Origin of the sequence: Pseudomonas sp. K2I15, from assembly GCF_002204795.1 — a bacterium.
Classification (GTDB): Bacteria; Pseudomonadota; Gammaproteobacteria; order Pseudomonadales; family Pseudomonadaceae; genus Aquipseudomonas.
In genome coordinates, this window is record NZ_NIXO01000012.1 from 26,935 (window position 1) to 39,823 (window position 12,889).

10 protein-coding genes are annotated in these 12,889 nt (G+C 62.5%); 2 read left to right on the top strand and 8 right to left on the bottom strand.

Annotated elements, in window-relative coordinates:
• Positions 1 to 52: 52 nt before the first annotated feature.
• The 8 genes from CEC48_RS10215 to CEC48_RS10250 form a co-directional block, all read right to left on the bottom strand.
• Positions 53 to 1,054, bottom strand: a complete 1,002-nt coding sequence (locus CEC48_RS10215; protein WP_088423626.1) for a diguanylate cyclase — start codon at positions 1,052 to 1,054, stop codon at positions 53 to 55.
• A gap of 51 nt (positions 1,055 to 1,105) precedes the next feature.
• The gene (locus tag CEC48_RS10220; RefSeq protein WP_088423627.1) at positions 1,106 to 2,116 is read right to left on the bottom strand and encodes a chemotaxis response regulator protein-glutamate methylesterase; all 1,011 of its coding nucleotides are present in this window, start codon (positions 2,114 to 2,116) and stop codon (positions 1,106 to 1,108) included.
• Positions 2,113 to 4,410, bottom strand: a complete 2,298-nt coding sequence (locus tag CEC48_RS10225) for a hybrid sensor histidine kinase/response regulator (protein WP_088423628.1) — start codon at positions 4,408 to 4,410, stop codon at positions 2,113 to 2,115. The genes CEC48_RS10220 and CEC48_RS10225 overlap by 4 nt, the downstream gene beginning before the upstream one ends.
• Positions 4,407 to 5,093 (bottom strand): chemotaxis protein CheW, encoded by a 687-nt coding sequence (locus CEC48_RS10230; RefSeq protein WP_088423629.1) that lies wholly within the window; start codon positions 5,091 to 5,093, stop codon positions 4,407 to 4,409. Before CEC48_RS10230 ends, CEC48_RS10225 begins: the two co-directional genes overlap by 4 nt.
• Positions 5,090 to 6,352 (bottom strand): protein-glutamate O-methyltransferase CheR, encoded by a 1,263-nt coding sequence (locus CEC48_RS10235; RefSeq protein ID WP_088423630.1) that lies wholly within the window; start codon positions 6,350 to 6,352, stop codon positions 5,090 to 5,092. Before CEC48_RS10235 ends, CEC48_RS10230 begins: the two co-directional genes overlap by 4 nt.
• On the bottom strand, positions 6,349 to 6,864 hold the full coding sequence (locus tag CEC48_RS10240) for a chemotaxis protein CheW (RefSeq protein ID WP_088423631.1): 516 nt from the start codon (positions 6,862 to 6,864) through the stop codon (positions 6,349 to 6,351). Before CEC48_RS10240 ends, CEC48_RS10235 begins: the two co-directional genes overlap by 4 nt.
• The gene (locus CEC48_RS10245) at positions 6,864 to 8,486 is read right to left on the bottom strand and encodes a methyl-accepting chemotaxis protein (RefSeq protein WP_088423632.1); all 1,623 of its coding nucleotides are present in this window, start codon (positions 8,484 to 8,486) and stop codon (positions 6,864 to 6,866) included. The genes CEC48_RS10240 and CEC48_RS10245 overlap by 1 nt, the downstream gene beginning before the upstream one ends.
• Positions 8,487 to 9,442: 956 nt before the next feature.
• A complete protein-coding gene (locus CEC48_RS10250) occupies positions 9,443 to 10,156 on the bottom strand; it encodes a tellurite resistance TerB family protein (RefSeq protein WP_088423633.1) in 714 nt (237 codons plus the stop codon).
• 168 nt (positions 10,157 to 10,324) lie between these two features.
• Here CEC48_RS10250 and CEC48_RS10255 point away from each other — a divergent pair, with 168 nt between their 5' ends.
• Both CEC48_RS10255 and CEC48_RS10260 read left to right on the top strand, forming a co-directional pair.
• Positions 10,325 to 11,236 (top strand): LysR family transcriptional regulator, encoded by a 912-nt coding sequence (locus CEC48_RS10255; RefSeq protein ID WP_003209548.1) that lies wholly within the window; start codon positions 10,325 to 10,327, stop codon positions 11,234 to 11,236.
• Between the two features lie 133 nt (positions 11,237 to 11,369).
• Entirely contained in the window at positions 11,370 to 12,827 is a 1,458-nt protein-coding gene (locus tag CEC48_RS10260) for a gamma-aminobutyraldehyde dehydrogenase (protein WP_176438700.1), read from the top strand.
• The last annotated feature ends 62 nt before the right edge of the window (positions 12,828 to 12,889 follow it).

The following is a 12,889-nucleotide window of genomic DNA, read 5'->3' on the forward strand; positions in this document are numbered from 1 at the left end:
CAAGCTCCCTCGCCACAACAAGCGCTCTGCCCACAATCAGCGTTTGCCGTCGTTACTCGATACCCACCTGATTGCGCCCATTGTGCTTGGCCAGGTACAAGCCCTTGTCCGCCGCCGAGATCAACTGCCGGCAATCGGTGCCCTGCACCGGGGTCATGGTCGACAGGCCGATGCTGATGGTCAGGCTCGCCCCTTCAGCCGGGCTGATGTGCGGGATTTTCAGCGCGGCCACGGCCTGGCGCAATTTCTCGGCCACCAGCCGTGCCCCCCCCGGCGAGGTGTTGGGCAGCACCAAAGCAAACTCTTCACCACCGTAACGCGCCGGCAAATCCGAAGGGCGACTGCTGGCATCACGAATGGTCGCAGCAACCTTGCGCAACGCCTCATCACCTTCCAGGTGACCGAAACTGTCGTTGTAGGTCTTGAAGAAATCCACATCGATCATCAGTAACGACAGCTGGGTCTGGTCGCGCATGGCACGGCGCCACTCCAGTTCCAGGTACTCGTCGAAATGCCGGCGGTTGGACAGCCCAGTCAGGCCGTCGGAGTTCATCAGCCGTTGCAGCACCAGGTTGGTGTCCAGCAACTGTTGCTGGCTGACCCGCAGCGCACGATACGCCGCGTCCCGCTGTAACAGGGTCATGTAGGAGCGCGAGTGGTAACGGATGCGCGCCACCAGTTCGATGTTATCCGGCAGCTTGACCAGGTAATCGTTGGCCCCGGCGGCAAACGCCGCGCTCTTGATCAGCGGGTCTTCCTTGGTCGAAAGCACGATGATCGGGATGTTTTGCGTCGCCGGGTGATTGCGGTATTCGCGCACCAGGGTCAGGCCGTCGAGGCCCGGCATCACCAGGTCCTGCAGGATCACCGTCGGCTTGATACGGATCGCCTGGGCAATGGCCTGGTGCGGGTCGGCGCAAAAGTGGAAGTCGATGTTGTCTTCATGGGCCAGGCCCCGGCGCACGGCTTCGCCGATCATTGCCTGGTCGTCGACGAGTAACACCATGGCGGCGTTTTCGTCGGTCTTGAAGTCGTCGAGCTGTAAATCATTCATTTGCAGTCACCTGAATTACTACCTGCAGGCCAGGACAGCGTGTGATATCGGTCATTTTGCGAACACCTCCAGTAAGCGTGGCGCAATTCTGTCCAATGGGCGAATTTCAACAGCCGCGTCGATCGCCGCTGCCGCTTTGGGCATGCCGTAAACAGCACAGCTTTGCTGGTCCTGGGCGATGGTCAGGTAGCCTTGCTGACGCATCGTTTTAAGTCCCTGGGCGCCGTCGCGCCCCATACCGGTCAGCAGCACGCCGACAGCATCGCCGTTCCAGTAACTGGCGACGCTTTCGAAAAACACGTCGATGGACGGTCGGTAAATCTCGTTCACGGGCTCTGCGGTGTAGGACAGCGTGCCGTTCTTCAGCAGACGAATATGATGATTGGTGCCGGCCAGCAGCACCACGCCGCTTTGTGGTGGCTCGCCTTCCCGGGCCAAACGCACCGGCAGGCCCGAGGCGCTGCTCAGCCACTCGGCCATGCCGGCGGCGAATACCTGGTCCACATGCTGCACCAGCACGATGGCCGGTGAAAAGTCCCGGGGCAAGCCCTTGAGCAGGGATTCCAGGGCAGCCGGGCCACCCGCAGACGAACCGATGGCCACCAGGCTCTGGCGTTTACCCGTGACCCGATGGGGTGCAGGCTCGGCCCGCACGCGGCTGCCACGCTGGCCGATCAGCCAGCCGATGTTGAGGATCTTGCGCAGCAGCGGCGCGGCGGCATCCTTCGGATTACCCACGCCCAGCGCAGGCGTGTCGACCACGTCCAGGGCGCCATGGCCCATGGCTTCGAACACACGGCTGACATTGGCCTGGCGGTCGACGGTGACGATCAGAATCGCGCAAGGGCTCTCGGCCATGATCTGCCGGGTGGCTTCCACACCGTCCATCACCGGCATGATCAGGTCCATCAGAATCAGGTCGGGCGTCAGTTCGGCGCAGCGCTGCACCGCCTCCAGGCCGTTGTTCGCGACCCACACCACTTCATGGGCCGGCTCAAGGCTCAACGCCCGGCGCAAGGCCTCCACGGCCATGGGCATGTCATTGACGATCGCAATCCTCATGCCCGGGCTCCTCCAATCAGCTCCACCACCGCATCCAACAGCGCGTCGTCATGGAAGCTGGCCTTGGCTAGATAATAGTCGGCGCCGGCGTCCAGTCCACGGCGGCGGTCTTCTTCCCGATCCTTGTAGGAAACAACCATCACCGGCAAGGATTGCAGGCGAGTATCACGGCGCAAGAGTGTGACCAATTCAATACCGTCCATACGAGGCATATCAATGTCAGTGATCAAGAGGTCGAAGTCTTCGGAGCGCAGCGCGTTCCAGCCATCCATGCCATCGACCGCCACGGCCACTTCATAACCGCGATTAAGTAACAACTTGCGTTGCAGCTCGCGTACGGTCAGCGAGTCATCCACCACCAGAATACGCTTGCGCGGGGCTTCCAGGGTTTGCTGGGTGCGCCGGGCGATACGCTCCAGACGGCCGGTATTCAGCAGTTTGTCCACTGAACGCAGCATGTCTTCGACGTCGACGATCAGCACCACCGAGCCGTCATCCAGCAGGGCGCCGGCGGAGATGTCCTGGACCTTGCCCAGCCGGTCATCCAGGGGCAACACCACCAGTGTGCGCTCGCCGATAAAACGCTCCACGGCAATCCCGTAAACCGCATCGCGCTCGCGGATCACCACGACTTTAAGGGTTTCCTGATTACCCTGCCCCGGCGGGCGTTGCAGCAACTGGCTGGCGGCGACCAGGCCGACGTGCCGGCCTTCGTGCCAGAAATGCTGGCGGCCTTCCAATTGCACGATGTCTTCTGGTTCCAGGTCGCACATACGCTCGATATGGGCCAGCGGGAAGGCATAGGCCTCTTCGCCCACTTCCACCACCAGGCTGCGCACCACCGACAGGGTCAACGGCACCTCAAGATGGAAGCGACTGCCCTGCCCCGCCGTCTGCTCCAGCACTACCGCGCCGCGCAACTGGCGAACCATATGCTGCACCGCATCCAGCCCGACGCCGCGCCCGGAGACCTCGGTGACCTTGTCCCTCAGGCTGAAACCCGGCAGGAACAGGAACGTCAGCAACTCCTCCTCGCTCAGGCGCAGGGCGGTTTCCACCGGCGACAAATGCCGGTCGACGATGGTGCCGCGCAGGCGCTCAAGGTCGACACCGTTGCCGTCGTCGCTCAATTCCAGCACCAGCAGCCCAGCCTGGTGGGAAGCCCGCAGGCGGATCAAACCTTCAGCCGGTTTGCCCGCCAGCAGGCGCTGCTCGGGCATTTCGATGCCGTGGTCGACGGCATTGCGTAGTAAATGGGTCAGGGGCGCTTCGAGCTTTTCCAGCACGTCACGGTCGACCTGGGTTTTCTCGCCCTCGATTTCCAGGCGCACCTGTTTACCGAGGCTGCGGCCCAAATCGCGGACCATGCGCACCTGCCCGGCCAGCACATCCGCAAACGGGCGCATGCGGCACGCCAGCGCGGTGTCGTACAAGACCTGGGCACGCTGCCCGGCCTGCCAGCCGAACTCATCGATTTCGGCGGTTTTTTCCGCGAGCAGCGCCTGGGCTTCGCTCAGCAAACGGCGGGTGTCGGCCAGGGCTTCCCGGGCCTCCAGGCTCAGTTCGACGGTCTTGAGGTGGCCGTCGAGGTTTTCCAGGGCGCGGGCACTGTTGCTCTGAATGCGTTTGAGGCGCTGCAAACTGGCGAGGTAAGGCTTGAGCCGCTGGGTTTCCACAAGAGATTTGCTGGACAGGTCCAACAAGCTGTTCAGGCGTTCGGCGGTGACCCGCAATACGCGCTCGCCGCCTTCGGTCATGCGCTTGTTCTGGCGTGGCAGCTCGGCGCTGACGGTAGGCGCGGGTTCAGGCTCCGGTGGCAAGGTGAGCAGCGCTTCCATCGACAATTCGGGTTCTGGCACGGGTGTTGGCGGCGGCGTTGGAGCAGCGGGCGGCGCGACTTTTTGCGACGGGTCGAGCAAGCGCTCCATCAGGGCCACGTAGGACTCGATGTCCGCCGGGCCCACGGTGTTGCCCGGCGTGGCGATGCGCATCAGCAAATCGGTGCCTTGCAGCAGCGCGTCGATATGCTCCGGCAGCAGGTACAACCGGCTTTCCTGGGCGCTGACCAGGCAATCTTCCATCACGTGGGCAACGCTGACACCGGCGTCCACCCCGACAATTCGCGCCGCGCCCTTCAGGGAATGCGCCGCGCGCATGCACGCTTCGAGCTGGTCGGCCTGGGTCGGGTTGCGCTCCAGGGCCAGCAGGCCGGCGCTGAGCACCTGGGTCTGGGCGTCAGCTTCCAGGCCGAACAGCTCCAGCAGCGAGGCATCGCGCATCTGGTCGGGGGTCATGTGAGGCTCCGGGTCACGGCAGACAACAATTGCGCCTCGTCCAGCCAGCGCAGGCTGCGGCCTTTCCACTGCAACACGCCTTGGGTATAGCGGGCGCTGGCCTGGGTGCCGGAGGCAGACGCTGCGTTCAAGGTGCGCTCATCAATGGCATGGATACCGTCCACTTCGTCCACCGGCACCACCACCGGGCCGTCCTGCGCCGCGATGATCAGCATGCGCGGCATGATTCGCCCACCACCTGGGCCACTGCTGGCGCCGTCCAGCCCGAGCAATTCCACCAGGGACAAGCACGCCACCAGTGCGCCACGCACATTCGCCACGCCGAGCAACGCGCGGGAGCGCTGGTGCGGCAAGGAATGGATCGGTTGCAGCGGCGCCACTTCCACCAGGCAGCGAGTGGCGATGCCCAGCCACTCTTCACCGAGGCGGAACATCAGCAGCGAACGGGTGACGACATCGCCCTCCACTTCCGGCGCCGCCACTGGCCGATGATCGTCCTGCTGCAAGGCATAGCGGTCGAGCAGGCGTGTGGCGGCGGCGGAATACACCGAGCAGTTGCGGCAATGGATGTGTTCGGCCAGCAGCGGGCAGGACTTGTCGCCGTGGATGCCGATGCGGTTCCAGCAGTCGTCGATGGCCTGGGTGTCGGCCAGGGTCAGGTTCAGCGTGGGATCCAGGGTCATGATTTACGCTCACTGTCAGCTCGCACGCTGCGCGCGGCACGGGCCTGCAAGCGGCGGGCGCCGGCGACATCGCCCTGGGATTCAAGCAACGCGGCCAGGTGCATCAAGGCCTGCGGGTGCTGGGGTTCAAGGTACAAGGCTTTTCGATAATAACCCTGGGCTTCCAGGGCGCTGCCGGCCACATCGCTGAGCAGGCCCAGCCAATAAAACACTTGGGCCGCCGGCGGATGGCTCTGCAAATAGCGCTCACAGGCAGCACGGGCCTCAAGGCTTTTGCCTTCATTGGCCAGGGTCGCGATCTGGCTGAGCAGATCGGCTGCGTCCGACTGCACGGGCGCAGGTTTGATCGGCAGCACTTGAGCACTAACCGTACTGAACGGCCGGGGTTTGCTCGGAATCGGCGCGGCACTGCGCTGGGGGATCGGCGCGGGCATCGGCACAAATACCGGCTCTGGCGCAGGTTCCGCGTGGCGACTGAAGGCAAAGGACTGCGGCACACCAATCGAACGCATGCCCAGGCGCCCCAGCAGGCTGCCTTCGGCCGGGCCGATAAACAGCACGCCGTCAACGTGGGTCAGGCCCTTGAGTACTTCAAACACCTGCTTTTGGGTCGGCTGGTCGAAGTAGATCAGCAGGTTGCGGCAGAACACAAAATCGTAGGCGGGCTCGTTGGCCAGCAGCTTGGGGTCCAGCAGGTTGCCCACTTGCAGGCGCACTTGTTCGCGCACCCGCTCGGCAATCAGATAGCCGTCGCTTTGCTCAGTGAAATGGCGCTCGCGAAACTCGATGTCCTGTCCGCGAAACGAATTCTTGCCGTACACCCCGCGCCGGGCGCGCTCCACCGACAACGGGCTGACATCCATGCCCTGAACTTTGAACTGATGCGGCGCCAGCCCCGCGTCGAGCAAAGCCATGGCAATCGAATAGGGTTCTTCGCCGGTGGAACACGGCAGGCTGAGGATCCGCAGGGCACGCCTATGCTTGATTTCGGACAGGCGTGCCATGGCCAACCGGCCCAGGGTAGCGAAGGATTCGGGGTAACGAAAAAACCAGGTTTCGGGGACGATCACCGCTTCGATCAGCGCTTGCTGTTCGTCGGTCGAGGCCAGCAACCGCTGCCAGTATTCATCTGCCGTCTGCGCATTGAGGGCCATGCTGCGCTGGCGTATGGCACGCTCGATGATCGCTTCGCCCACCGAGGCAACATCCAGGCCGATGCGTTCTTTCAGGAAGTCGAAGAAGCGTTGATCACTGCTCATCGATCCTCCTCGCCGGCGGCAAACAGCAGCGCCTGCACCTCGGCGGTCAGCAAGTCGGCCACGCCGATCCATTGCATCAGGCCACGCTCGTCTTCGCGCACCGGGCCCAGGTAGCGGGCCTGGCGGTTGTCCAGGCCGTAAGGTTGGAACTCCGCCGGGTCACAGCGCAGCGTGTCGGTAGCTTGTTCGAGGATCAGCCCCAGCCAGCGCGCCGGGATGAGTGCATCCGGCTGATAATTGACCAGCACCAGGCGCGTGCTGGTGCGGGCCTGGGCCGGTGTGCCGAAGGTCAAGGCACTGAGGTCGATCACCGGCACCATCACCCCGCGATGAGCAAAGATCCCGGCCACCCAGGCAGGCGCATGGGCGATGGGCTTGAGCGGCAGGCGTGGTAGCACCTCGGCGACTTCCGTGGCCTTGAGGGCATACCGTTCGCTACCGATGTGAAACACCAGGAACAGTGCTTTTTTCACTGCCGCAACGGCACCGCGTTTAGCCGCGAGGTCGTTCATCAGACTTTGAAACGCGACACGCCGCTGCGCAGGCCGACCGCGACCTGGCTCAGCTCATCGATGGCAAAGCTGGCCTGGCGCAGGGACTCCACGGTCTGGCTGCTGGCATCGCCCAACTGCACCAGCGCATGGTTGATCTGCTCAGCGCCGGTGGCCTGGGCCTGCATGCCCTCGTTGACCATCAACACCCGCGGCGCCAGCGCCTGCACCTGGTGGATGATCTGCGACAGCTGCTCGCCCACTTGCTGCACTTCGAACATGCCACGGCGCACTTCTTCAGAGAACTTGTCCATGCCCATCACGCCAGCCGACACCGCCGACTGGATCTCGCGCACCATCTGCTCGATGTCGTAAGTGGCCACGGCGGTCTGGTCGGCCAGGCGGCGCACTTCGGTGGCTACCACGGCAAACCCGCGACCGTATTCACCGGCCTTCTCGGCCTCGATGGCGGCGTTGAGGGACAGCAGGTTGGTCTGGTCGGCGACCTTGACGATGGTAACGACCACCTGATTGATGTTGCCGGCCTTCTCATTGAGGATCGCCAGTTTGGCGTTGACCAGGTCGGCCGCGCCCATCACCGAGTGCATGGTTTCTTCCATACGTGCCAGGCCTTGCTGGCCGGAACCGGCGGCCACCGAGGCCTGGTCGGCAGCGGTGGAGACTTCGGTCATGGTGCGGACCAAGTCCTTGGAAGTGGCGGCGATCTCGCGCGAAGTGGCGCCGATCTCGGTAGTGGTCGCGGCGGTTTCAGTGGCGGTGGCCTGTTGTTGCTTGGAGGTGGCGGCAATCTCGGTGACCGAGGTGGTGACCTGTACCGAGGAACGCTGGGCCTGGGACACCAGGGCAGTGAGCTCGGTCATCATGTCGTTGAAGCCGGTTTCTACCGCGCCGAATTCGTCTTTGCGTTCGAGGTTCAGGCGTTTGCTCAGGTCGCCGGTGCGCATGGTTTCGAGGATGTCGACGATGCGTTTCATCGGCGCCATGATCGCGCGCATCAGCAGCAGGCCGCAGAGGCCGGCGGCCAGGATCGCGAGGATCAGTGAGACGCCCATGCTGATTTTTGCAGCGGATACGGCGTCGTCGATGGCGTTGGTGGCATGATCGGCGACGCTTTTGTTTTCGGTGATGATGTCGTTCAGCTTCATGCGGCCTGCGATCCAGGTCGGGGTCAGCTCGGCGTCGAACAGCTTGCGGGCGGCGGCCACGTCGTGGTTTTGCAGGTGGTCGAGGACGCCGGACAGGGCCTTGTTATAGGCCTGGTGCAGGGCTTCGAATTTATCGAACTCGGCCTGATCGTCGCCGCCGTAGATGGTCTCTTTGTAATTGGCGATCTGGGTGAGGATGCGCGCTTCGAAGGACTTGAATTCGGCCTTGTCGGCGTCGGTGAGGCCCTTGTCTTCGCGCAAGCCAATGATGTCGAGGGTTTGCAGGTAGCTGTCGACCCAGGCGCTGCGGATCATCGAGCTTAGGTACACCCCGGGGACTGCGTCGTCACGAACCGATTCTTCGCTGAGTTCGATCTTCAGCAGGCGTGAATACGAGACCACTACCATCAGCAGCATGATCGCGATGATGACCGCAAAGCTCGCCAAAATCCGTTGGCGCAAGGTCCAGTTCTTCACAGTAATTCCTCGAGGGCCATTCAAATGGAGGGGAGTATAGCTGAGCGGGTGGCATCATTAATCAATGGGTTGTGGGATCTGGGTCACGCGGGGGGAAAAGTTTTGGGGGGGCATATCCGTTGCTGTGGTGAGGGCCGCTATTGGTTCCGCTCTTACAGCGGCTCACTTTTGAACAGCGCAAAAGTAAGCAAAACGCTCTTGCCCCACCACTCGGCACCTCGCTTGGGCTCGGTGTGCCCTCAGCTCCGGTAGTACTACGCGGGCCGCCGCGACGGGGCGTCCCTGCCCCGTCGCGGCTAAACCGGCGTCCTGCCGGTTTACCCGCTCCGTACTACCTGCGTTCGGCCAGCGTGGTTTAACGGGGCGCCTAAGATCAAAATCAAGATCAAGAACAAGAGCACAGCGGCCTACCGGCCGGCTTGAGTGGTGTAGATCAAAAGCAAAATCAAAAGCAAAAGCGGGCGCGGTCCAAATGTGGGAGCGGGCTTGCTCGCGAAGGTCGTTAACGATGACGCTGGCATCCTGAATGAACGCGGCGTTCTCAGGTTTTTCGCGAGCAAGCCCGCTCCCACATAAAAGCAGCTCTGCTTTCGCTCTGGACCTTGCCCTTGCTTCTAACACTCAGGTCGGCTTTCAGGCCGCCGTGCTCTTGATCTGCTTTTGATCTTGATCTACGGGCCCCGTCAACCACGATGGCCGCAAGTAGGCACGGTGGAGCGGGTAAATCGGTAAGGATGCCGATTTAGCCGCGCTGGGCCAGGGATGGCCCATCGCGGCGACCCGCGGAATCGGGCCTTCGTTCCGGCATGCCGAGCCTAGGCGAGGCACCGAGTGGTGGGGCAAAGACCTTTTGGTTACTTTTGGCTGGGCCGGCATTCCGGGCGTTTGCCAAAAGTGACCCGCTGTAAGAGCGGAACCATAAGACGCCGTTACCGCAGCAACGGATATGTACACATTCACCCCAGCACAGCCTGCCTCACCTGTTTCTCAAGCTCCACCTTCAACCCCGGCTCCAACTTAAGCTGCCGCGCCAGCTCATCAAGGTAAGACTTCTCCATGAAGCTCTCCTCATCCACCAACATCACACTGGCGATATACATCTCGGCAGCCATCTCCGGCGTACTGGCCGCCCGCGCCACATCAGCCGGATCCAGCGGCTTGTTGAGTTCAGCGTGCAACCAATGCTGCAACTCCTGATCATTATCCAGCTTCACAAACTCCCCTTCGATCAACGCCCGCTCACGCTCGTCCACATGCCCATCCGCCTTGGCCGCCGCTACCAACGCCTTCAAGATCGCCTGGCTGTGCAGCTCAACCTGCGCCGCCGGCAAGCGATCGATGGTTTGCGGCTCACCCTGGGGCGCACTGGCCTGCTGCGCCTGCCAATTGCCATACGCCTTATAGGCAATCACCCCCAAAGCCGCCAACCCACCATACGTCAGCGCCTTGCCGCCAAACTTGCGAGCTTTCTTGTTGCCCAGCAGCAGACCCATGGCGCCGGCTGCCAGGGCACCACCACCCGCACCGCCGAGCAAACTGCCCAACCCACCGCTACCGAGCAAGCCACCAAGGGCACCTTTTTCCTCACCTTTACGCTGCCCACCAGCCTTGTTTTGCAACATGTCCTGGCCAGATTTGAGCAGTTGATCAAGCAATCCACGGGTATTCATTCACAGCCTCCAGAAACTCAAGTTCACAGGACCAATAGGCCCCCAGCGTAAAACTAAGTGCCAAAAACCCCCGATCTAGAGTGCTTCCAGATGTAACGCGCTTACCCCTCAATTAAAACGATATACACTCGAACAAATCTATAAAAACACCCCACTGGTAATTCCAGCATGATGACCTTGCGTCAGATCCGTCACTTCATCGCCGTGGCCGAGACCGGCTCGATCTCCGCCGCCGCCCAGACCGCCTTCATCTCACAGTCCACCCTGACCCTGGCGATCCAGCAACTGGAACAGGAAATCGGCGTCAACCTGTTCAACCGCCATGCCAAGGGCATGACCCTGACCCACCAGGGCCACCAGTTCCTGCGCCAGGCGCACCTGATACTCGCCACGGTCGACAACGCCAAGCGCAGCCTGCAACAGAGCACCGACCAGGTCGCCGGGCAGTTGATCATCGGCGTAACCAGCCTGGTCGCCGGTTACTACCTGGCAGATTTGCTCACCCGCTTCCAGCGCGCTTACCCCAATGTCGAAATCCGCGTGATGGAAGACGAACGCCCCTACATCGAACACTTGTTGGTCAGCGGTGAAATCGACGTCGGCGTGCTGATCCTCTCCAACCTCGAAGACCGCCACGCCCTGCAAACCGAAGTGCTCACCCACTCGCCCCACCGCCTGTGGCTGCCGGCCCAGCATCCGTTGCTGGAACACGACAGCATCAACCTCGCCGATGTAGCCCGCGAGCCATTGATTCAGTTGAACGTCGATGAAATGGGCCACAACGCCCAACGCATGTGGACCGGCGCCGGACTACAACCGCGCGTCACCTTGCGCACAGCCTCGACGGAAGCCGTACGAAGCCTGGTCGCCGCAGGCCTGGGCGTGTCGATCCAGCCAGACATGACCTACCGCCCTTGGTCCCTGGAGGGCGACATCATCGAGGCCCGACCGATTGCCGACCTCAGCCAAACCCTCGACGTGGGCCTGGCCTGGCGCCGGGGCACGGCGCGCCCGGCGCTGGTGGACCCGTTCCTGACGGTGGCCCGTGAACAGCCCCACCCACGCAAGCCATCTATTTAATCGAATGCGGCTTTCAGTATTTAGTATTTGTTGACCTCGCGCCTGACCTCTAGTCTCTGCTCATCCCACAAGAGAAGGTCAGGCGCCTCGCACGAGAACAGCCATGACCACACAAGAAAAGAGATCGCGAAAAATGTCTGGCGCGCCCACACCGCTGCTCACTGCGTTGCTGATCGACGGCGAACTGGTCCAGGGCCAGGGTTTTGTCGAGCCGATCATCAACCCGGCCACCGGTGAAATCCTCACCCATATCGCCGAAGCCAGCACCGAGCAGGTTGAAGCCGCGATCCTCGCCGCCCACCGCGCCTTTGCCGGGTGGTCGCGGACCACGCCCCAGCAGCGCTCGAATATTCTCCTGGGCATCGCCGATGCCATCGAAAAACAAGCCGACTACCTCGCCCGCCTCGAATCGCTGAATTGCGGCAAGCCGTTGCACCTGGCACGCCAGGACGATTTGAGCGCCACCGTCGATGTGTTCCGATTCTTCGCCGGTGCCGTGCGCTGCCAGACCGGGCAACTGAGCGGTGAATACCTGCCGGGCTACACCAGCATGGTGCGCCGCGATCCGATTGGCGTGGTCGCCTCGATTGCGCCGTGGAATTACCCGTTGATGATGGCCGCCTGGAAAATCGCCCCGGCCTTGGCCGCCGGCAATACCCTGGTGTTCAAGCCGTCGGAACATACGCCGCTGTCGATCCTGGCCCTGGCGCCCGTACTGAGCCAATTGTTGCCGCGCGGGGTGATCAACATTCTGTGTGGCGGCGGCGAAGGCGTCGGCAGCCATTTGGTCAGCCACCCGAAGGTGCGCATGGTCTCGCTGACCGGCGATATCGTCACCGGGCAAAAAATCCTCCAGGCCGCCTCCAAGACACTCAAGCGCACCCACCTGGAACTGGGCGGCAAGGCCCCGGTGATCGTGTGCAACGACGCCGACCTGCAAGCCGTGGTCGAAGGCGTGCGCGCCTACGGTTATTACAACGCCGGCCAGGACTGCACTGCCGCGTGCCGCATCTACGCCCAGGCCGGGATTCACGACAAGCTGGTGGCCGACCTCGGCGCCGCCGTCAGCAGCCTGCGCTTTGCCGGCAAGCGCGATGCCGACAACGAACTCGGTCCGCTGATCAGCACGCGCCAGCGCGACCGGGTGGCCAGTTTTGTCGAGCGCGCCCTCGGCCAGCCGCATATCGAACGCATCACCGGCGCTGCCGTGCATTCCGGCGCAGGCTTCTTCTACCAGCCAACGTTGCTGGCCGGTTGTAAACAGAATGATGAAATCGTGCAGCGCGAAGTGTTCGGCCCGGTGGTCACCGTGACCCGCTTCGACGAGCTGGAGCAGGCGGTGGACTGGGCCAACGACTCGGAATACGGCCTGGCCTCCTCCGTCTGGACCCAGAACCTGGACAAGGCCATGCAGGTGGCGTCGCGCCTGCAATACGGCTGCACCTGGATCAACAGTCATTTCATGCTGGTCAGCGAAATGCCCCACGGCGGCTTGAAGCGCTCGGGGTATGGGAAAGATCTGTCCAGTGATTCGCTACAGGACTACAGCGTGGTGCGGCACATCATGGCGCGCCACGGCCAGCATCTTTAAAACAACAACTACGCTCACGCACCACCAGCTGCAAAAACTGCCCCGACCATAATTAAAGAAGA

Coding starts and splice junctions, on each gene's coding strand:
- CEC48_RS10220 (WP_088423627.1), bottom strand. CDS start 2,116: ATGAGGATTGCGATCGTCAATGACATGCCCATGGCCGTGGAGGCCTTG.
- CEC48_RS10225 (WP_088423628.1), bottom strand. CDS start 4,410: ATGACCCCCGACCAGATGCGCGATGCCTCGCTGCTGGAGCTGTTCGGC.
- CEC48_RS10260 (WP_176438700.1), top strand. CDS start 11,370: ATGTCTGGCGCGCCCACACCGCTGCTCACTGCGTTGCTGATCGACGGC.
- CEC48_RS10255 (WP_003209548.1), top strand. CDS start 10,325: ATGATGACCTTGCGTCAGATCCGTCACTTCATCGCCGTGGCCGAGACC.
- CEC48_RS10215 (WP_088423626.1), bottom strand. CDS start 1,054: ATGAATGATTTACAGCTCGACGACTTCAAGACCGACGAAAACGCCGCC.
- CEC48_RS10240 (WP_088423631.1), bottom strand. CDS start 6,864: ATGAACGACCTCGCGGCTAAACGCGGTGCCGTTGCGGCAGTGAAAAAA.
- CEC48_RS10250 (WP_088423633.1), bottom strand. CDS start 10,156: ATGAATACCCGTGGATTGCTTGATCAACTGCTCAAATCTGGCCAGGAC.
- CEC48_RS10230 (WP_088423629.1), bottom strand. CDS start 5,093: ATGACCCTGGATCCCACGCTGAACCTGACCCTGGCCGACACCCAGGCC.
- CEC48_RS10235 (WP_088423630.1), bottom strand. CDS start 6,352: ATGAGCAGTGATCAACGCTTCTTCGACTTCCTGAAAGAACGCATCGGC.